The following is an 18,888-nucleotide window of genomic DNA, read 5'->3' as shown; positions in this document are numbered from 1 at the left end:
GCGCTCCTACCGCTGGCGCGCGAGCGCTGCTGCAGCTTCCCGTGCACGCTCGCGGTTGCGCTCAGGCGAACCCGTCGGTGGCGCGCACCAGCGCATCGACATTTTCCGGCTCGAAGGCCGAATGCCCCGATGCCGGGCTGATCTGCAGCTGCGCCTTCGGCCATACCTTGTGCAGGTCCCAGGCGCTTTGCAGCGGGCACACCACGTCGTAACGCCCCTGCACGATCACGCCGGGGATGTCGGCGATGCGGTGTGCGTCGCGCAGCAGCTGGTCTTCGACCTCGAAGAAACCGCCGTTGACGAAGTAGTGGTTCTCGATGCGCGCGAACGCCAGTGCGAAGTGCGCGTCCTCGTGTCCGGTGACGAAGTCGGCGTCCACATGCAGGAAGCTGGTGGCACCTTCCCACACGCTCCACGCCTTGGCCGCGGCCAGACGCGTGGCTTCGTCGTCGCTGGTGAGGCGGCGATGGAAGGCGGAGATCAGATCGGCGCGCTCCACCACTGGAATCGCGTTGACGTAATGCTCCCAGGCATCCGGGAACAGCCGGCTGGCGCCCTGCTGATAGAACCATTCCAGCTCGAAACGGCGCAGCAGGAAGATGCCGCGCAGCACCAGCTCGGTGACCTGCTGCGGATGGGTCTGCGCATAGGCCAGCGCCAGGGTCGAGCCCCAGCTGCCACCGAACACCTGCCAGCGCGCGATGCCCAGGTGTTCGCGCAGGCGCTCGATATCGGCAACCAGGTCCCAGGTGGTGTTGTTCACCAGATCGGCATGCGGGGTGGAACGGCCTGCGCCGCGCTGGTCGAACAGCACGATGCGGTACTTGGCCGGGTCGTGGAAGCGCCGCATCTTGTCATTGCAACCGCCGCCGGGGCCGCCGTGCAGCATCACCACCGGCTTGCCCTGCGGATTGCCGCACTGTTCGAAATACAGGGTATGGCGGTCGTCGACCTGGAGGGTGCCGTGGTCGTACGGCGTGATCTCGGGATAGAGCGTGCGCATGCGTCGGTCCTGCGGGAAACCGCTAGTGTATCGGCACCCGGTCTGCACACGCGGGCGCCTCATGCGATCGAGCAAGGGCAGGCACACGGCGAAGCGCGAAGGCGTGGAGCGACGGAGCCAGGCTCCTGCACGCAGCGCGGGACGGGCGCGGCCAGTGCCCGGAACCGGCATGTCCTGTTTCAGCTCTGAGCGCGCCGTCCCCCCTCCACCTGGCGACCGCTCCGTGGCCCGCCGCGCTAGCTCGCGGCGGGCGACCAGCGCCCCGACGTCACCCGGTCACGCTGCTCCAGGTCCTGATGCGTGGCCACCGCATCGAAGCCACGCGCCTGCAGCAGCGCGGCCACCGCCGCGCCCTGGTCCCAGCCGTGTTCGAGCAGTAGCCAGCCGCCCGGCAGCAGATGCTCAGGCGCATCGGTGACGATCAGGCGGATGTCGTCCAGGCCATCGGGGCCGGAAGCCAGCGCACTGGCCGGTTCGTAGCGCAGGTCGCCTTCGCCCAGGTGCGGATCCTGCGCGGCGATATACGGCGGGTTGCTGGCGATCAGGTCGAAGCCCTCGCCGGCCAGCGGCGCAAACCAGTTGCCCTGCCGGCATTCGACATTGCGCAAGCGGTGGCTGTCGGCATTGCGCCGGGCAACCGCCAGCGCCGCCGCGCTGGCATCGGTGGCGATCACCTGTGCCTGCGGCCGCTCGCTGGCGATGGCCAGCGCGATCGCGCCGCTGCCGGTACCCAGATCGGCAACGCGGCGGCCTGGCCGGGCGTCCAGGCGCTCAAGTGCCAGCTCGACCAGCACCTCGGTGTCGGCGCGCGGGATCAGCGTGGCGGTGGAGACCGCCAGATCCAGCGTCCAGAACCCCCGCGTGCCGGTCAGGTACGCCACCGGTTCGCCGGCCTGGCGCCGCTGCACCAATGCCGCGAATGCCTGCGCGACCGACGGCTCGACCGGATCGCGGCCATGCGCGAACAGCCAGGCGCGGTCGCGGCCCAGCGCGTGCAGCAGCAGCGGCTCGGCATCACTGCGCTCGATCCGCTCGACCGCACGCCGCAGCAACTGCTCGGCGGCAAGACCGGCTGGGTCCTCACTCATACGGATCATTCACTCATGCGCAACATCGGCTGACCATTATCGGAGATGGAATCGGCCCCTGCAGCGGCAGACGCCGTCTGCAAACTCGATAGCCACAGCCTATCTATACAATTCCATCAATCGATTTGAGAAATCTATCGATCCTACCTACCATGGCGACTGTTCCATCCCCCGCCCCCTTCATCGCACGAGGAAACTCAATGTCTCTTATCAACACTCAGGTCCAGCCGTTCAAGGCGAATGCGTACCACAACGGCAACTTCATCGAAGTCACCGAGGCCAGCCTGAAGGGCAAGTGGTCGGTGCTGATCTTCATGCCGGCCGCCTTCACCTTCAACTGCCCGACCGAAGTGGAAGACGCCGCCGACAACTATGCCGCGTTCCAGAAGGCAGGCGCCGAGGTCTACATCGTCACCACCGATACGCACTTCTCGCACAAGGTGTGGCACGAAACCTCGCCGGCCGTGGGCAAGGCGCAGTTCCCGCTGATCGGCGATCCGACCCACAAGCTCACCCGTGCGTTCGGCGTGCACATCGAAGAAGAAGGCCTGGCCCTGCGCGGCACCTTCATCATCAATCCGGAAGGCGTCATCAAGACCCTCGAGATCCACGACAACGCGATCGCCCGCGACGTCACCGAGACGCTGCGCAAGCTGACCGCTGCCCAGTTCGTCGCCAACAACCCCGGCCAGGTCTGCCCGGCCAAGTGGAAGGAAGGCGCCAAGACCCTGGCTCCGTCGCTGGACCTGGTCGGCAAGATCTAAACCGACTGACACCTCCGGCCTGTGGTTGAGGCCGGAGCATCTCCGGCCCAGCACTGGGCCGGGGGTGAACCGGAGCCGGTGCCGGGCTGCCCGCCAGCCATCGCCAGCACGCATTCCCGACATCGCGCCGGCTGCGGTTCATCCCCTTCCTCCCCGGCGACCTGCCTCAGCGCAGCGACGCCACGCCCTCCCCTTGCCCATTCCCAGGAGTTCTCCATGTTGGATGCCAACCTCAAGACCCAGCTGACCGCCTACCTGGAACGGGTTACCCGTCCGATCCAGATCAATGCCTCGATCGACGAAAGCGCCGGCTCGCGCGAAATGCTCGACCTGCTCGAGGATCTGGTGCTGCTGTCGGACAAGATCAGCCTGGACATCCACCGCGATGACAACCAGCGCAAGCCCTCGTTCGCGCTGACCACGCCGGGCCAGGACATCTCGCTGCGCTTTGCCGGCCTGCCGATGGGCCACGAGTTCACCTCGCTGGTGCTGGCGCTGCTGCAGGTGGGCGGCCACCCGTCCAAGGCTGCCGCCGAGCTGATCGAGCAGGTGCAGCACCTGGATGGCGACTACCAGTTCGAAACCTATTTCTCGCTGTCGTGCCAGAACTGCCCGGACGTGGTGCAGGCGCTGAATCTTGCCGCCGTGCTCAACCCGCGCATCAAGCACGTGGCCATCGACGGCGCGTGGTTCCAGGACGAGGTCGAAACCCGCCAGATCATGTCGGTGCCCACCGTCTACTTGAACGGCGAGTTGTTCGACCAGGGCCGCATGACGCTGGAGCAGATCGTCGCCAAGCTCGACACCAACGCGGCCAAGCGCGACGCCGCCAAGATCGCCGCCAAGGACGCCTTCGAGGTGCTGGTGGTCGGCGGTGGCCCGGCCGGTTCGGCAGCGGCCGTCTACGCCGCACGCAAGGGCATCCGCACCGGCGTGGCCGCCGAGCGTTTCGGTGGCCAGGTGCTGGACACCATGTCGATCGAAAACTTCATCTCGGTGCCGGAAACCGAAGGCCCGAAGATGGCCGCTGCGCTCGAGCAGCATGTGCGCCAGTACGACGTGGACATCATGAACCTGCAGCGCGCCGAGCAGCTGATTCCGGCCGGTGCCGATGGCCTGATCGAGATCAAGCTGGCCAACGGCGCCTCGCTCAAGAGCAAGACCGTGATCCTGTCCACCGGCGCGCGCTGGAGGCAGATGAACGTGCCGGGCGAAGACCAGTACAAGAACAAGGGCGTGGCCTATTGCCCGCATTGCGATGGCCCGCTGTTCAAGGGCAAGCGCGTGGCGGTGATCGGCGGCGGCAATTCGGGCGTCGAGGCGGCGATCGATCTGGCCGGTATCGTGGCGCATGTCACGCTGGTGGAGTTCGACGACAAGCTGCGTGCCGACGAAGTACTGCAACGCAAGCTGCGCAGCCTGCACAACGTGCGCATCATCACCAGCGCGCAGACCACTGAAGTGCTGGGCGATGGCCAGAAGGTCACCGGCCTGGTCTACAAGGACCGCACCGGCGGCGACATCCAGCACGTGGATCTGGAAGGCGTGTTCGTGCAGATCGGCCTGCTGCCCAACACCGAATTCCTCAAGGGCTCGGTGGCGTTGTCGCCACGCGGCGAAATCATCGTCGACGACCGTGGCCAGACCAATGTTCCAGGCGTATTCGCTGCCGGCGACGCCACCACGGTGCCGTACAAGCAGATCGTGATCGCGATGGGCGAAGGTTCCAAGGCTGCGTTGAGCGCGTTCGATTACCTGATCCGCTCCAGTGCACCGGTCAGCGCCGACAACGTCGCCCAGGCAGCATAAGCGCACTCAAGCCAGCGCCCGGCCAGCCCGGGCGCTAAGCTCCAGTCGTACCCCGTCACCGCAATGAGGGCTGCTGCACATGAATCTGCGTGACCTGAAATATCTGGTCGCCCTGGCCGACCACAAGCATTTCGGCCGTGCTGCGACGGCCTGCTTCGTCAGTCAACCGACGCTGTCCACACAGATCAAGAAACTCGAAGACGAGCTTGGCGTGCCGCTGGTGGAACGTGCGCCGCGCAAGGTGATGCTGACCCCGGCCGGCCGCGAAGCGGCGATGCGCGCACGCGGCATCGTGGCCGAAGTGGAACAGATGAAGGAAGCCGCGCGGCGCAGCCAGGATCCGGAAGCCGGCACCGTGCGGCTGGGCATCTTTCCCACCCTGGCGCCGTATCTGTTGCCGCATGTGGTGCCGCGGATCCGCGAGCGGTTCCCGCGCCTGGAACTGCTGCTGATCGAGGAAAAAAGCGATCAACTGGTGCACCAGCTGCGCGAAGGCCGTCTGGATGCGGCGCTGCTCGCACTGCCGTTGCAGGATGAGCAGCTGCATGCCGAATTCCTGTTCGAGGAACCCTTCGTGCTGGCGGTGCCAGAAAGCCATCCGTTGTCGCGCCACGACAGCATGACGCTGGACGATCTGTCCGAGCAGCGGCTGTTGCTGCTGGAAGATGGCCACTGCCTGCGCGAACAGGCGCTGGATGTCTGCCATCTTGCCGGCGCCCTGGAAAAATCCGAATTCCAGGCCACCAGCCTGGAGACGCTGCGCCAGATGGTGGCCGCCAACGTCGGTGTGACCTTGCTGCCGCTGCTGGCGGTCAAGCCGCCGGTCGCGCGCTCGGAGAACATCCGCCTGATCCGCTTCCGCGAAGACAAGCAGCCCAGCCGCCGCATCGCCATGGCCTGGCGCCGCAGCTCGGCCATGACCGCGTTCCTGGAGCAGCTGGCGCAGCTGTTCAAGGAGCTGCCGGAGAGCCTGTTCACGTTGGACCAGCCGGCGACTGGGCCTAAGGCGGTTGCGGCCTGAGGAATCGGGAATCGGGAATCGGGAATCGGGAATCGGGAATCGCAAGATCGTTTCATGGCTGCGGTTGCTTGGCGGGATGTTTTTTCACCTGTTCTCGGACATAAGCGACGCGCAAGCGTCGTTTTTTGTTTGGTGGGTGGTTACGACGTGATGTATCTGGACGCACGTGGCAGTTGCGGCGTCGTTGGCACGTGGTGGACTCCCACGAGGCAAGTCAGTCGCTGGGTGATGGCAGATGGCACGCACCTGGGCGCTGCAGCGCTGCCTGCCTGATTCACTGGCCACGGCCCGTCACTAGCGGTGCCTCGCCTGCCGTACCCGACATCTGCCGTGCATTGCGCCATCTCGCATGCATTGCGATCGGGCAGCGGCGCCCTCATCTGGGCAGTGAGGCTTGCCATGTTGGCGAGTCGTCATCGTCAAGGAGATTGCCATGACTTCGCAGCACCACAGCGGCTTGCCCCCGTCCATCCTGGTTTCCAGCCACGACCTCGCCCGGCTCGAGGCCCTGCTCGATTCCCCCGCTTTCAACAAGCACCCGGCTGCCACCGCGCTGAGTGACGAACTGGGCCGCGCACGCGTCGTGCCGCCCGACCAGATTCCCGGCGATGTCGTCACCATGCACTCCCGCATCGATTGCGAAGATGAGCTGCATGGCGAACGACATACGCTCACCCTTGTGTATCCGCACGAGGCCGATGTGCAGCACGGCCGCATCTCGGTGCTGGCGCCGGTCGGCAGTGCGCTGCTCGGCCTGTCGGTCGGTCAGAGCATCGACTGGCGTACGCCCGACGGGCGCGACCTGCGTCTGCGTGTCAGCGCCGTGCACGATCAACATGCCCTGGCCGGCGCCTGACTTCACACGCCAGGCGCGCTACCGTAGCGCGCTGCGTCCTATCCACGACCCGTTCCACGATTCGAGAGAACCCGCATGACTGCTCCCTCCAAGCTTGCCCAGTTGCGTGACCTGTCCGTCGTCGTTGCCGACACCGGCGACTACGACGCCATCAAGCGCCTGAAGCCGGTCGACTGCACCACCAATCCCACCCTGGTCAAAAAGGCATTGGATCTGCCGGTGTATGCCGACCTGATCGAGCGCGAACTGGCCTGGGGCCGCGAACACGGCGGCGAAGACCGCACCAGCACCGTCAACGAAGTGGCCGACCGCCTCACTATCGGCGTCGGCGTCAGGCTGGCCGAGCTGGTCCCGGGCCGTGTCTCCACCGAGGTCGATGCCGACCTGGCGCACGACACCGAGGCGACCATCGCCAAGGCGCGCAAGTTCATCGCGATGTACGCCGAGCGTGGCGTGTCCAAGGACAAGATCCTGATCAAGATCGCGGCCACCTGGGAAGGCATCGAGGCCGCGCGCCAGCTGCAGCGCGAAGGCATCGACTGCAATCTGACCCTGATCTTCAACCGCTCGCAGGCGCTGGCCTGTGCGGAAGCCGGCGTGTTCCTGATCTCGCCGTTCGTCGGCCGGATCCTGGACTACTACGTCGCCCAGGGGCAGACCCCGGCCAGCATCGACGAAGACCCGGGCGTGGTGTTCGTGCGCACGGTCTACAACGAGTTCAAGCAGCGCGGCTCGTCCACCGTGGTGATGGGCGCCTCGTTCCGCTCCACCGCGCAGATCGAGGCCCTGGCCGGTTGCGACCGGCTGACCATCTCGCCGGAGCTGCTGGAAAAGCTCGACGCCGAATATGGCGAACTGCCGCGCAAGCTCTCGCCTGCGCAGGCCGATAACGCGCAGATCACCCCGATCGACAGCGACAGCTTCGCCACCGATCTGGCGGCCGACCCGATGGCCACCGAAAAGCTGGCCAGCGGCATCGATGCCTTCGCCAAGGATCTGCAGGCACTGCGCAAGACCATCACCGACAAGCTCGCCGGCTGATTGCAGCACCGCGGGTCGCAATACCAACGCCTGCAGCCTGGTGGCTGTGGGCGTTTTGTTTTTTGCAGTCTGGCTGCGCAGCACGCTGCAGCCACGACGCGTAAGGCAAGGCCCTCGCGATGCTGGCATTGGAAACTGCGGCCGCCCTCGGGCTGCCTTACCTCCCAGGCAACGTTGAGCTTGTGGGCGCATTGACGCCTGCACAGCCGCCACCGAGCTGCCATGCGCGCGTTTTGGCCTGATCGGCGCGCGGTTCGGCGTCGTTCTCCACACGTCGCTTACACCCGCGCAACCCGCACTGCCTAGAATCCGGGTTCCTCAACTGGCGTAGCGGACAATGGCAAACATTGCAGTGGTGATGGTCGACGGCGTGGCCGATTGGGAAATTGGCGTTGTCCTGCCGGCGGCGCGCGAATGGTTCGGCGACCAGGTCGCCATCGCCAGCATCGATGGTCAGCCGGTGCAGTCGATCGGCGGGCTGCGCATCACCCCGGACTTTGCTCTCTCCGATCTAGCGCCGCTGGACGCCGATCTCTGGATCCTGCCCGGCAGCGAGCGTTGGCAGGCAGGCGAAATTCCCGGCCTGAGTGGCCTGCTGGTCGAGCGCGTGCAGCACCAGCGCCCGGTCGCGGCGATCTGCGGCGCCACCATCGCCCTGGCCTATGCCGGCCTGCTCGACCAGCGCGCGCATACCAGCAACGCGCTGGCCTTCCTGCAGGAACACGTGGTGCCGTATGCCGGTGCTGCGCAATACCGGCACGAAAAGGTGGTGACCGCCGATGGCGTGATCACCGCACCCGGCACCAGCCCGGTCGGCTTCGCGCTTGCCTGCATGCGACTGCTGCATCCGGAGCGCACCGACATGCTCGCCCAGCTGCGCGGCATGTTCGCCGGCGAGTTCGTCTGATCCGGCGGATTCCGGCACGCCTGGCGCATTGGCTGCACTGACTGGATGCAGTGGGTCGCCGCACCGATTGGCTGTCGGGATTGACCGCAATGATCCGCCGGGCCGGTTCGCCGCTCGGCCACCCGCGGCGGTGCCGGCGCGTGGTGCGCACGCCGCAAAAAAAGATGGCCACGTCGTCTCCGACGTAGCCATTCAAGTTGCCTGGCATGCACTCCCATGCGCTGCCTGATCGTGATAACGCTGCCGGTCACTGTTGGCCATCGGCACGCCACCACGATCACGTGGATGACAGCGCTTCAATCCGGCCCGCCTTTCCGTCAGGCATCCAGCCCGATCGGGCAGCTCACTCCCGTTCCGCCAAGCCCGCAATAACCATTGGGATGCTTGGCGAGATATTGCTGGTGATCGTCTTCGGCGTAGTAGAAAGCAGGCGCCGGGAAACGGATCTCCGTGGTGATCGCGCCATACCCGGCGGCGTCCAGTTGCTGCTGGTACGCATCGCGGCTGGCAAGCGCGGCGTCGTATTGCGCCTGTGTCGTGCAATAGATCGCCGAGCGGTATTGCGTGCCGACGTCGTTGCCCTGCTGCATGCCCTGGGTGGGGTCATGGCTTTCCCAGAACGTGCGCAGCAACTGTGCGAACGACACCGACGCTTCGTCGTACACCACCAACACCGCTTCGGTATGGCCGGTCTGCCCGGAACACACTTCGCCGTAGGTGGCGTTGGGTGTCTCGCCGCCGGCGTAACCCACCGCCGTGGTGTACACCCCTGGCAGGTTCCAGAACTTGCGTTCTGCACCCCAGAAGCAGCCGAGCCCGAACTGCACCTGGGCCAGGCCGGTGAACTCCCCGCGCAACGGATGGCCGTTGATCAGGTGGGCGTTGTGGAGCGGTAGTGCCTGCGCGCGTCCGGGCAAGGCCTCGCCCGGACGTGGCATGCGTTGTTTGAAAGCGCCGATTCCCAGCATGGTGCAACTCCGCAATTGTGAGGATTGCCTGCTGGATGGCGCCGGCCGTAGCGGCTTTCAAGCCACTACGGCCAATGCGGCGTTACTTCCTGGTCACCGCGGCGGTGGCGGTGTCCACTTCCGGCATCGCCGAGCTGTGGTGATTGATGATCAGCCACTTGCCGTCGCGCTTCTCGTACACGAAGGTGTAGCGCGCCTGCACGTCGGTCTTCTTGCCGTTCTTGTCGGTCAGCGTGAAGGTGTAGACACCGGCATCCACCGCGCTGTCGTCATCGAGCACACGCACGGTGCGGTAGTTGACGACGCCCTGCGGCTTCTTGGTCAGGAACATCTCGAAGTATTTTTCGATCTGCTCGCGCGAGGCGCGGACCTCGTTGGACACGGTCGGCAGCAACACACCGTCCGGCGCATACAGATCGGCCACCTTGTCCGGATTGCCGGTAGCCAGTGCCGCGTTCCAGGTGTCGAACAGCGCGGCGACTTCGCGTTCTTCGCCGCCGGCCGGCAACGTGGCCTTGTCGGTGTAGTGCATCACGCCGCCAGCCAGCGCCGGGGTGGCAGCCAGAGCCAGAACCAGAGAGAACAGAGTGCGACGCATGGGAAATCTCCGTGTGGTTGAGGGGGTTGCCGCATCGGGCAAGCTCAGTATCGAAACCAAGCGGGCCCAACAATTCTGCCGACTGGCATATACTCAAATATGCTGATCGGCCTAGAGCGAACTCATGGAAACCCCTACCAATGCTGGCGATTGGCGCCTGACGCTACGCCGCGAAGCATCCGACAGCGCACGCTGGCAGGCGCTCTGGGAGGTCGCGGTGGCGCTGCGTCAGGCACAGACGCCGGAACAGGCCTGCGACGCAGTACTGGGCCGGGTGCTGCTGTTGCTGGGCCTGGAACATGGCGCGGTGCTGGCACAGCGTGGGCCACGCGCGCAGGTGCTGGCCAGCCGCGGCCGCGCATTGCCGCCCGGTGCCAGCGCAGCCGGCGACAGCCATGAAGCGGCCTGGCTGATGCCACCGCGCCCGGCCGATATCCGCGAGGCCAAGGTGCCGATCCAGGCGCTGGGCAGCACCCTGGGCATGCTGTGCGTGGCCTGGAACGACAACCGTCCCGCCCCCGGCAACGACGATGTGCAGGCGCTGCAGGCCTTCGCCCTGCTGCTGCCGGCGATGGTGGCAGAACCGGCCAGACCGCTCGCCACGCGTCGGCGCAAGCCGGTGCAGGACGACCGCCTCACCGCGCTCAGCAAACGCGAGAAACAGGTGCTGTCCCTGCTGCCGCGCGGCCTCACCAATGCGACGCTGGCAGCTGAACTGGGGATTTCTCCCGGCACGGTCAAAGTGCATGTGGAGCGAATCCTGCAGAAACTTGAGGTAAAAGATCGCACCCAGGCCGCGGTGTACGCGGTCCAAGCCGGACTCGCGCTATGAATGCAATGGCGGTGCGTTGGAACGATTGGCCGATCACCCGCAAGAGCCTGGCGGTGGTGACCCTGCCGCTGCTGCTGCTGGCGGTGGCCTTGATGGCGATCTACAGCGTGGAGCGGCAGAACATCGCCGCCGAAAACGATGTGCGGCAGACGCTGGAGGTGTTGAGCGATCTGTACGAAGCACACGCGCTATTGGCCGAAACCGCGGCCGGCGTGCGCGGGTATCGGCTGGTGCGCCGCGATGAATTCCTCACCCCGTACCGCGATGCCGAGCCGCGCCTGCAACGGGTGGCCGAACGGCTGTCGCAACGCATCACCGACCCGGGGCAGGCGCAGCGGTTTGCACGCATCAAGCCGTTGTTTGCGGAAAAAATGCAGGGGTGGCGCCGGTTGCTGGCACCGGATCTGAGCCGCGAAGAAGAGATCCGCCAGCTGTGGGACGGCAAGTACAAGCTCGACATCCTGCGTGCCGAACTGCGCGAACTGCGCAATTACGAAACCGCGCAATTGCAGGTACGTACCGCCAAAGCGCAGGGACTGCGCCAGCGCAATCTCATCATCACTTTAAGTGCGGCAATGCTGGGCGGCCTGGGCGCAGTGTTTGCAGTGGCGTGGTTCGCCTCGGCGCTTTCCGGGCGCCTGCGCACGCTGGCGGCTAACGCCGACCGATTGGGCGAAGGCCTGCCGCTGGCGCCGCAACCGCGTGCCGGCGACGAGCTGGGCCAGGTCGGCCAGCGCCTGGCGCAGGCCAGCGAACTGCTCGCCGCACGTGCGGCCGAAGCGCAACTGGCACGGCGCGAGGCAGAAACCGCCAACCGCGCAAAGACCGAATTCCTGTCGCGCAGCAGCCACGAATTGCGCACACCGCTCAACGCGATCCTGGGCTATGCGCAGGTGCTGGAAATGGATCTGCCCGAGCCCGGGCATCGCCGTCATCTGCAGCATATTCTCGGCGCCGGCCGGCACCTGCTGGGGCTGATCACCGAGCTGCTGGACATCGCGCGTATCGAAGCCGACCAACTGGATCTGAGCCCGGAGCCGATCTCGGTGCGCGCGGCCGTCCACGAGGCGCTGGGCCTGATCGCCCCGGACGCGGACAAGCACGGCATCGCGTTGCAGCCGGCTGCCATCGACGGGCCGTGGACAGTGCGCGCCGATGCGCAGCGGCTGCGCCAGGTGCTGCTCAACCTGCTGTCGAACGCGGTCAAGTTCAATCGCACCGGCGGCCAGGTGCAGGTGAGCGCGCAGCCGGATGGCGAGCAGGTGCGCATCACGGTCGCCGACCAGGGCGCGGGCCTGACGCCGGCGCAGATCGAGCGGCTGTTCACGCCGTTCGAGCGGCTGGGTGCGGAACGCTCGGCGGTGGAAGGCACCGGCCTGGGCCTGGCACTGAGCAAGCGGTTGATCGAGGCGATGGGCGGGTGCATCGGCGTGGACAGCAGCCGCGATGGCGCGCGCTTCTGGATCTCGCTGCCGCAGGGCGAACCGCAACGCAGCGAGCCGGCACGCGCCATCGTGCCGCCGAGTAACGCGGGCACGGGCGTGTGCCGGCTGCTGAGCATCGAAGACAACCCGTCCAACCAGGCCCTGATCCGCACCCTCAGCGAACGCCGCCCGCAATGGCAGCTGCTGGAAGCGGCCAGCCTGGCGCAGGCGCGCGCGCTGCTGCAGCACGGCGTGCCGGATCTGATCCTGCTGGACCTGCATCTGAGCGACGGCAACGGCGAAGAACTGCTGCGCGAGCTGCAGGCGCAGCCGGCCACGGCCGGCGTGCCGGTGGTGGTGATCAGTGCCGATGCCACCACCGCCACCCTGGCGCGCGTCGGCAATCAGGGCGTGCGCGCGTATCTGACCAAGCCGCTTGATGTGGCGGAATTCTTCACTGTGATCGACGGACTGCTGGCATGACACGCGACGAAATCCTGGCTTCCCGCATCCTCATCGTCGACGACGAGCCGGCCAATGTGCGGCTGCTCGAAGACCTGCTGCAGCGCGAAGGCTTCCAGCAGGTCATCGCCACCACCGACCCATTGCGGGTGATGGGGCTGGTGTCGGCGTTCGCGCCGGACCTGATCCTGCTGGATCTGAAGATGCCGGAACTGGACGGCTATGCACTGCTGGAACAACTGGCGCGGCTGTCCGATCCTGGCCACTTCCTGCCGGTGATCGTGCTCACCGCCGACCCCAGCCGCAGCGCGCGCCATCGCGCCCTGGGCCTGGGCGCCAAGGACTTTTTGACCAAGCCGCTGGATACCTTCGAGGTCGCGCTGCGGGTCTGGAACGTGGCCGAAACCACCGTGCTGTTCAAGCGCCTGCGGGCGCTGGCCGCACCGGATGCGGCGCCGCCAGGGTGGCGCCAGCCGGAATGACGCGCGCCAATCGTAGGAGCGCACCCGGGCGCGACCGGGGCTTTGCCGATAACACCAGCGCAGAAGCGCACCCGGGCGCGACGTGGCGTTTATCGGCACAGCCTCGTCGCGCCCTGGTGCGCTCCTACGACGGGCGCTGCGCTACAGCGCGCGGGTGACCTCGCCGCACAGGCCGATCTCTGCCAGTACCGCCTGTGCCTGGCTCAGGTGCAGGTCGGCCACGCAGACCTGCAGCACGCCGAAGGCAGGCAGTTCCCCGGCGCCGCCCAAGAGCGACTCGCCGAACACGAAGGCGGTGATGCCGGCATCCTCCAGCGCGTGCTTGGCCAGATGCGCGTCGATGATGTGACTGGCGCGATAGGCGATCTGCATGTCAGCCGCGCTCCAGGCGTTCGCGCGCGGCGTCCTGCTTCCACTCGCGCAGTGCCGGCAGTGCATCCAGTGCAGCCAGGTAATCGCCGGCAGCCTCGAACAGCGGCACGCCGTAGCTGGCAAAACGCAGCGCGACCGGGGCGAACATCGCATCGACAATGCCGAAGTCGCCGCACAGGAACTGCCCGGCATGACCATGTTCGGCGCGCAGGCTGGCCCATAGCGCCTGGATGCGTGTGATGTCGCGCTCGGCAGCCGCGTCCCAGCGGGCCGGGCCAGGCGCGCGGGCCAGATTCATCGGCAGCTGGGTGCGCAAATCCACAAAGCCCGAGTGCATTTCCGCCGCCGCCGCGCGTGCCTGCGCCCGCACCGACAGCTCGGCCGGCCAGCCGCGGCCATCCAGCCAGCGTTCGTTGACGTATTCGCAGATCGCCAGCGAATCCCAGACATGCAGGGTGTCGTCCCATAGCACCGGCACCTTGCGGGTGGGCGAATAACCGGCGATGCGGGCCTGGAATTGCGGCGTATCCAGCGGCAGCGCGATCTCTTCGAACGGTACCTGGAAGTGCCGCAGCAGCAGCCACGGGCGCAGCGACCAGGAGGACAGGGTCTTGTCGCCGATCACCAGGCGGGGCAAAGGCATGCGTGAGGCACTCCGAAGGATCGCCGCAGCGTACGCGCCGGCGGCGGTGCCGGCCAGCCCGTCGTGCCGCCTGCCGATGGCACCCGGCCTGGGTGCGGTCAGCCCATGCAGGCCCCGGCAGCAAGGCGCTTACGCGCAGGATCACCGCGCACAGGCCACGCGCGATGGCCGGCCTCCGACACGCCGCCTACCCCTAACCGGTGCCACCGCCTAAACTTGCGGTTTACCTATTGCTGATGCGCGCATGTCCGAGACCCTAGCCACCGACGCCACCGCCCCGGCGGAGAAGAAAGACTTCATCCGCCAGATCGTCCGCGAGGATCTGGCCAGCGGCAAGCACACGGTCATCCGCACCCGCTTCCCGCCCGAGCCCAACGGCTATCTGCATATCGGCCACGCCAAGGCGATCTGCCTGGATTTCGGCCTGGCCTCCGAGTTCGGCGGGCTGTGCAATCTGCGCCTGGACGACACCAACCCGGCCAAGGAAGACCCCGAGTTCGTGGTCGCCATCCAGGACGACGTGCGCTGGCTGGGGTTCGAGTGGGCGCAGCTGCGCCATGCATCGGATTATTTCGAGGTGTATTACCTGGCCGCGGAAAAACTGATCCGCGACGGCCATGCCTTCGTCTGCGACCTGTCCGCCGAGCAGGTGCGCGAATACCGCGGCACGCTGACCGAGCCCGGCCGCAATTCGCCGTTCCGCGAGCGCAGCGTCGAGGAAAACCTGGACCTGTTCCGGCGCATGCGTGCCGGCGAATTCCCCGATGGCGCACGCACCCTGCGCGCCATGATCGACATGGCCAGCGGCAACATCAACCTGCGCGACCCGGCGCTGTACCGCATCAAGCATGTCGAGCATCAGAACACCGGCAATGCGTGGCCGATCTACCCGATGTACGACTTCGCGCATTCGCTGGGCGATGCGGTGGAAGGCATCACCCATTCGCTGTGCACGCTGGAATTCGAAGACCACCGCCCGCTCTACGACTGGTGCGTGGACAAGGTGGACCTGGCCGCGCATCCGGAGCTGCTGCAGCCGCTGCTGGACAAGGGGCTGCCGCGCGAGGCCGCCAAGCCGCGCCAGATCGAGTTCTCGCGTCTGAACATCAACTACACGGTGATGAGCAAGCGCAAGCTCACTGCGCTGGTGGAAGAACAGCTGGTGGACGGCTGGGACGACCCGCGCATGTACACGCTGCAGGGCCTGCGCCGGCGCGGCTATACGCCGGCGGCGATGCGCCTGTTCGTGGACCGGGTGGGGATCAGCAAGCAGAACTCGCTGATCGATTTCTCGGTGCTGGAAGGCTGCCTGCGCGAGGACCTGGATGCGGCCGCGGCGCGCCGCATGGCGGTGGTCGACCCGCTCAAGCTGGTGCTGACCAATCTGCCGGAAGGCCACGTAGAGACGCTGAGTTTCTCCAACCATCCCAAGGACGAGAGCTTCGGCACGCGCGAGGTGCCGTTCGCACGCGAGCTGTGGATCGAGCGCGAGGATTTTGCCGAAGTCCCGCCCAAGGGCTGGAAGCGCCTGGTGCCCGGCGGCGAGATCCGTCTACGCGGCGCCGGCATTGCGCGCGTGGACGAGGTGATCAAGAACGACGCAGGCGAGATCGTCGAGCTGCGTGGCTGGCTGGACCCGGAGTCACGTCCGGGCATGGAAGGCGCCAACCGCAAGGTCAAGGGCACCATCCATTGGGTCAGCGCCGCGCATGCGGTGGAAGCGGAAATCCGCCTGTACGACCGCCTGTTCTCGGTGGAAAAGCCCGATGACGAGTCCGAGGGCAAGACCTACCGCGACTATCTCAACCCCGAGTCCAAGCGCAGCGTGCGCGGCTATGTGGAGCCAAGTGCGGCACAGGCGGCGCCCGAGCAGTCGTTCCAGTTCGAGCGTACCGGCTACTTCGTTGCCGATCGCCGCGACCATAGCGCTGCCACGCCGGTGTTCAACCGCAGCGTGACCCTGCGCGACACCTGGGCCAAGTGATTCAGACCGCGCCGGATGCCAGCCATCCGGCGCGGGAACGGCGGCAGGCAGCCGCAGCCAGGCCTGCGGTAATCGGCGCATCGCTGGTGGTCACCGCGCGTGATCCAGCCAGCGGTGACGACGCCTCAGAGCGGTATCTTCTGAGTTGATGAGCAAGCGCAATGGAGACTGCGTGCCGCACTTCGTTGCATGCTGCATGGCATGAAGGAGCAGCACGATGCGTGAGCGCTTGATGATGGGTGTTGCCTGCGGCATCGGCGCAGGTGCGTTATGGGGACTGGTGTTTCTGGCGCCGCAGTTGCTGGCGGCGTTTACGCCGTTGCAACTGGCCGTTGCCCGTTATCTGTCGTATGGCGCGGTCGCAGCCCTGGTGCTGGCACCGCGCGCGCGCCAGACCGCTGCGCGGCTGGGGCGCGCCGAATGGTGGGCGCTGGTGCGTCTGAGCCTGCTGGGCAACCTGATCTACTACGTGCTGCTCGGCAGCGCGGTGCAGTGGGCCGGCAGCGCGGCGACCGCACTGATCATCGGCCTGCTGCCGGTGGTGGTCACCGTGATCGGCACGCGGGCCGCAGGCGCGGTGCAACTGCGACGCCTGGCCGCGCCCTGCGTGTTGTGCGTCATCGGCGTGGCGCTGGTCGCCCTGGATACCTTGCAGCACGATGCCGCTCACCACGCCAGCGATCGCGCCACCCGCATCGCCGGCCTGCTGTGCGCAGTCGGTGCGCTGGTATCGTGGTCGGCCTATTCCATCGGCAATGCGCGCTGGCTGCGGCGGCGCCCGGACCTGTCAGGTGGCGATTGGTCGCTGCTGACCGGCGTGGTCACCGGCGCATTGGCGCTGTTGCTGGCGCCGGCCGCACTGATCGGCAGCGCGCCACATGCGCCGATCGACTGGGCCAGTTTCTGGGGCATCTCGCTGTTGCTGGGCATCCTGGCCTCGGTGATCGGCAACGCCCTGTGGAACCGGGCCAGCCGGGTGCTGCCGCTGACTTTGGTTGGCCAGATGATCGTGTTCGAGACGGTCTTTGCGTTGCTGTACGGCTTTGCCTGGGAAATGCGCCTACCCACGCCACTGGAGCTTGCCGCCATCGCCTGCCTGCTGGTCGGCGTGCTGTGGTGCGCAGCACTGCATGCGGAAGCGAAATGATGCAGGCACCTGATGCACGCAGCCGCCTAGATTGCAGGCTGTGTCCGCCAGCAACGCCGCCATGTGCCTTCCACAACCATGTCCACGCCCGCCTGCAAACACGCTGCGCAGCGCGGTGTTTTCGCTGTCGTTCGGCCTGGCGGCCTGCTCGCCGCAGCCACCCGTCTCGAACGCGGTGACCCCGGCCGAGGTGTTCTGCACGCTTCTTCCGAGCCGGCCAGATGACGATCTGCCCAGCGACCGCCGCGACGAAAGCATGCAGCAACTGGACCTTGCCACGCGCTGCCACTGGGCTCTGCGCAGACAGCGTTGACTGCGGTGAAACTGCAGGCGTGTTGCGGTCGCACGCCGCGCCCCGGCCAGCGTCATCAGCCGTAACGCGCGCAGGGCCCCGATCCCAGGGGTTTCCGTAGCTGATCCAGCGCGCGCCACATTCCGCGCATCCCGGGCTTACCATGGCCGCTCACCTGTCCTGATCGGAGCGGCCGCATGTCCCGTCTTTTGTCCCGGTGTCTGAGCACGCTGTTGCTGCTGGCCTGCCTGGTGTCGATCGGCTGCGTGGCCGCACCACCGGCCGATACCGCCGCGCAGCCTCCGGCGACCGACTCGGCAAGCGGCCCGGCCACCGGCAAACCGGTCACCGTGACCACCACCTGCCGCACCGACGCCGATTGCACGGTGAAGAACGTCGGCAACTGCTGCGGCGCCTTCCCGGCCTGCGTCAACGTCAACAGTGCCACCGACCCCAAAGGCGTACTGGCGCAGTGCCAGGCCAGCGGCATGATGAGCGTGTGCGGCTTCCGCGAGATCAGTGCCTGCCAGTGCGTGGCCGGGCAATGTGCCGCAAAGGACGCCCAGGCCGATACACTGCGCCCCGCTCCCCCCTCTACAGAAATGGTCCACTGATGCTTTACGCGCAAGTCCACCTCACGCTGCCCGACTGGATCCACGCGCATGTCGACGACAGCCGCGCCTATCCCAGCGACGAGGACAAGGTGGCGCTGGCAATCGAGCTGTCGCGGATGAATGTGCAAGAGCGCAGCGGCGGCCCGTTCGGTGCGGTCGTGTTCGGCCCGGACCACCGCATCATCGCCGCGGCGGTGAACCGCGTGGTGCCGCAGACCACCTCGCTGGCGCATGCCGAAAACATGGCCTACATGCTCGCGCAGCAGCGCCTGCAGACGCCGCGCCTGAACGATGTGCTGTCGCCGGTAACGCTGGCCACCTCCGCGCAGCCGTGCTGCCAGTGCTACGGCGCCACGGTGTGGGCCGGCATCGACCGCCTGCTGATCGGCGCACGCGCCGAAGACGTGATGGCGCTGACCGAATTCGACGAAGGCCCGCTGCCTGCCGACTGGGTGGGCGAGCTCACCCGCCGCGGCATCGAGGTGGTGCGCGACGTGCATCGCGATCAGGCCTGCGCGGTGCTGCGCAACTATGGCGAGGGCGGCGGTGACCATTACTGATCTGCCCCGCAGCGATCGCGC

The 18,888-nt window shown here is 66.7% G+C and carries 20 protein-coding genes; 14 read left to right on the top strand and 6 right to left on the bottom strand.

Translation table 11 applies throughout. The annotated features are described in order from the left end of the window. Positions 1-61 precede the first annotated feature (61 nt). Together pip and prmC are read right to left on the bottom strand one after the other, a co-directional pair. Positions 62-1,003, bottom strand: a complete 942-nt coding sequence (pip, locus tag ABQY64_RS04815) for a prolyl aminopeptidase (protein WP_104555982.1) — start codon at positions 1,001-1,003, stop codon at positions 62-64. A 236-nt stretch (positions 1,004-1,239) separates the two neighbouring features. Continuing rightward, on the bottom strand, positions 1,240-2,091 hold the full coding sequence (gene prmC, locus ABQY64_RS04810) for a peptide chain release factor N(5)-glutamine methyltransferase (protein ID WP_349780372.1): 852 nt from the start codon (positions 2,089-2,091) through the stop codon (positions 1,240-1,242). Between the two features lie 200 nt (positions 2,092-2,291). Between prmC and ahpC the strand changes: the two genes are divergently transcribed. The 6 genes from ahpC (at position 2,292) to ABQY64_RS04780 (ending at position 8,489) form a co-directional block, all read left to right on the top strand. Next, positions 2,292-2,855 carry an alkyl hydroperoxide reductase subunit C gene (ahpC, locus tag ABQY64_RS04805; protein WP_039523700.1) on the top strand — a complete coding sequence of 188 codons (564 nt, stop codon included), beginning with the start codon at positions 2,292-2,294 and terminating at the stop codon, positions 2,853-2,855. Positions 2,856-3,071: 216 nt separating this feature from the next. Then, positions 3,072-4,664 carry an alkyl hydroperoxide reductase subunit F gene (gene ahpF, locus ABQY64_RS04800; RefSeq protein WP_024940622.1) on the top strand — a complete coding sequence of 531 codons (1,593 nt, stop codon included), beginning with the start codon at positions 3,072-3,074 and terminating at the stop codon, positions 4,662-4,664. A gap of 79 nt (positions 4,665-4,743) precedes the next feature. After that, positions 4,744-5,685 carry a LysR substrate-binding domain-containing protein gene (locus ABQY64_RS04795; RefSeq protein ID WP_349780371.1) on the top strand — a complete coding sequence of 314 codons (942 nt, stop codon included), beginning with the start codon at positions 4,744-4,746 and terminating at the stop codon, positions 5,683-5,685. 433 nt (positions 5,686-6,118) lie between these two features. Beyond that, positions 6,119-6,541 carry a nucleoside diphosphate kinase regulator gene (gene rnk / locus ABQY64_RS04790; RefSeq protein ID WP_016900728.1) on the top strand — a complete coding sequence of 141 codons (423 nt, stop codon included), beginning with the start codon at positions 6,119-6,121 and terminating at the stop codon, positions 6,539-6,541. Positions 6,542-6,616: 75 nt separating this feature from the next. After that, positions 6,617-7,582, top strand: coding sequence for a transaldolase (gene tal, locus ABQY64_RS04785; protein ID WP_054591347.1), 966 nt, complete (start codon positions 6,617-6,619; stop codon positions 7,580-7,582). A gap of 337 nt (positions 7,583-7,919) precedes the next feature. Next, a complete protein-coding gene (locus ABQY64_RS04780; RefSeq protein ID WP_016900730.1) occupies positions 7,920-8,489 on the top strand; it encodes a type 1 glutamine amidotransferase family protein in 570 nt (189 codons plus the stop codon). A gap of 317 nt (positions 8,490-8,806) precedes the next feature. Here ABQY64_RS04780 and msrA read toward each other — a convergent pair whose 3' ends face one another. Together msrA and ABQY64_RS04770 are read right to left on the bottom strand one after the other, a co-directional pair. Continuing rightward, positions 8,807-9,457, bottom strand: a complete 651-nt coding sequence (gene msrA / locus ABQY64_RS04775; protein ID WP_349780370.1) for a peptide-methionine (S)-S-oxide reductase MsrA — start codon at positions 9,455-9,457, stop codon at positions 8,807-8,809. An 82-nt stretch (positions 9,458-9,539) separates the two neighbouring features. Beyond that, the gene (locus ABQY64_RS04770; protein WP_115510501.1) at positions 9,540-10,055 is read right to left on the bottom strand and encodes an SgcJ/EcaC family oxidoreductase; all 516 of its coding nucleotides are present in this window, start codon (positions 10,053-10,055) and stop codon (positions 9,540-9,542) included. A 124-nt stretch (positions 10,056-10,179) separates the two neighbouring features. On the opposite strand from ABQY64_RS04770, the gene ABQY64_RS04765 reads away from it, so the two are divergent. The 3 genes from ABQY64_RS04765 to ABQY64_RS04755 are packed head-to-tail and all read left to right on the top strand — an operon-like array spanning position 10,180 to position 13,255. Then, entirely contained in the window at positions 10,180-10,887 is a 708-nt protein-coding gene (locus tag ABQY64_RS04765) for a response regulator transcription factor (RefSeq protein WP_126968002.1), read from the top strand. Further along, positions 10,884-12,794 (top strand): ATP-binding protein, encoded by a 1,911-nt coding sequence (locus ABQY64_RS04760; RefSeq protein ID WP_166772565.1) that lies wholly within the window; start codon positions 10,884-10,886, stop codon positions 12,792-12,794. The genes ABQY64_RS04765 and ABQY64_RS04760 overlap by 4 nt, the downstream gene beginning before the upstream one ends. Further along, positions 12,791-13,255, top strand: coding sequence for a response regulator (locus tag ABQY64_RS04755; protein WP_039530555.1), 465 nt, complete (start codon positions 12,791-12,793; stop codon positions 13,253-13,255). The genes ABQY64_RS04760 and ABQY64_RS04755 overlap by 4 nt, the downstream gene beginning before the upstream one ends. Positions 13,256-13,396: 141 nt before the next feature. Here ABQY64_RS04755 and ABQY64_RS04750 read toward each other — a convergent pair whose 3' ends face one another. Both ABQY64_RS04750 and ABQY64_RS04745 read right to left on the bottom strand, forming a co-directional pair. Continuing rightward, positions 13,397-13,627: a DUF2007 domain-containing protein gene (locus ABQY64_RS04750; protein WP_016900736.1), complete on the bottom strand. Its 231-nt coding sequence runs from the start codon at positions 13,625-13,627 to the stop codon at positions 13,397-13,399. 1 nt (position 13,628) lies between these two features. Continuing rightward, the gene (locus ABQY64_RS04745) at positions 13,629-14,270 is read right to left on the bottom strand and encodes a glutathione S-transferase family protein (protein ID WP_102254739.1); all 642 of its coding nucleotides are present in this window, start codon (positions 14,268-14,270) and stop codon (positions 13,629-13,631) included. A 244-nt stretch (positions 14,271-14,514) separates the two neighbouring features. Here ABQY64_RS04745 and ABQY64_RS04740 point away from each other — a divergent pair, with 244 nt between their 5' ends. From ABQY64_RS04740 to ABQY64_RS04720, 5 genes are all read left to right on the top strand, one after another. Continuing rightward, positions 14,515-16,254 (top strand): glutamine--tRNA ligase/YqeY domain fusion protein, encoded by a 1,740-nt coding sequence (locus ABQY64_RS04740; protein ID WP_349780369.1) that lies wholly within the window; start codon positions 14,515-14,517, stop codon positions 16,252-16,254. A gap of 217 nt (positions 16,255-16,471) precedes the next feature. Next, entirely contained in the window at positions 16,472-17,401 is a 930-nt protein-coding gene (locus ABQY64_RS04735) for a DMT family transporter (RefSeq protein WP_349780368.1), read from the top strand. A gap of 40 nt (positions 17,402-17,441) precedes the next feature. Then, complete coding sequence (locus tag ABQY64_RS04730) at positions 17,442-17,714, top strand: hypothetical protein (RefSeq protein ID WP_146093049.1); 273 nt, start codon at positions 17,442-17,444, stop codon at positions 17,712-17,714. Between the two features lie 176 nt (positions 17,715-17,890). After that, positions 17,891-18,307 carry a hypothetical protein gene (locus ABQY64_RS04725; protein ID WP_184457028.1) on the top strand — a complete coding sequence of 139 codons (417 nt, stop codon included), beginning with the start codon at positions 17,891-17,893 and terminating at the stop codon, positions 18,305-18,307. Continuing rightward, positions 18,307-18,867, top strand: coding sequence for a nucleoside deaminase (locus ABQY64_RS04720; protein WP_024938261.1), 561 nt, complete (start codon positions 18,307-18,309; stop codon positions 18,865-18,867). The genes ABQY64_RS04725 and ABQY64_RS04720 overlap by 1 nt, the downstream gene beginning before the upstream one ends. Positions 18,868-18,888 lie beyond the last annotated feature (21 nt).

The sequence above is a fragment of the Xanthomonas sp. WHRI 7065 genome, assembly GCF_040203115.2.
GTDB lineage: Bacteria > Pseudomonadota > Gammaproteobacteria > Xanthomonadales > Xanthomonadaceae > Xanthomonas > Xanthomonas arboricola.
This window is presented reverse-complemented; position numbering and strand designations above follow the sequence as displayed.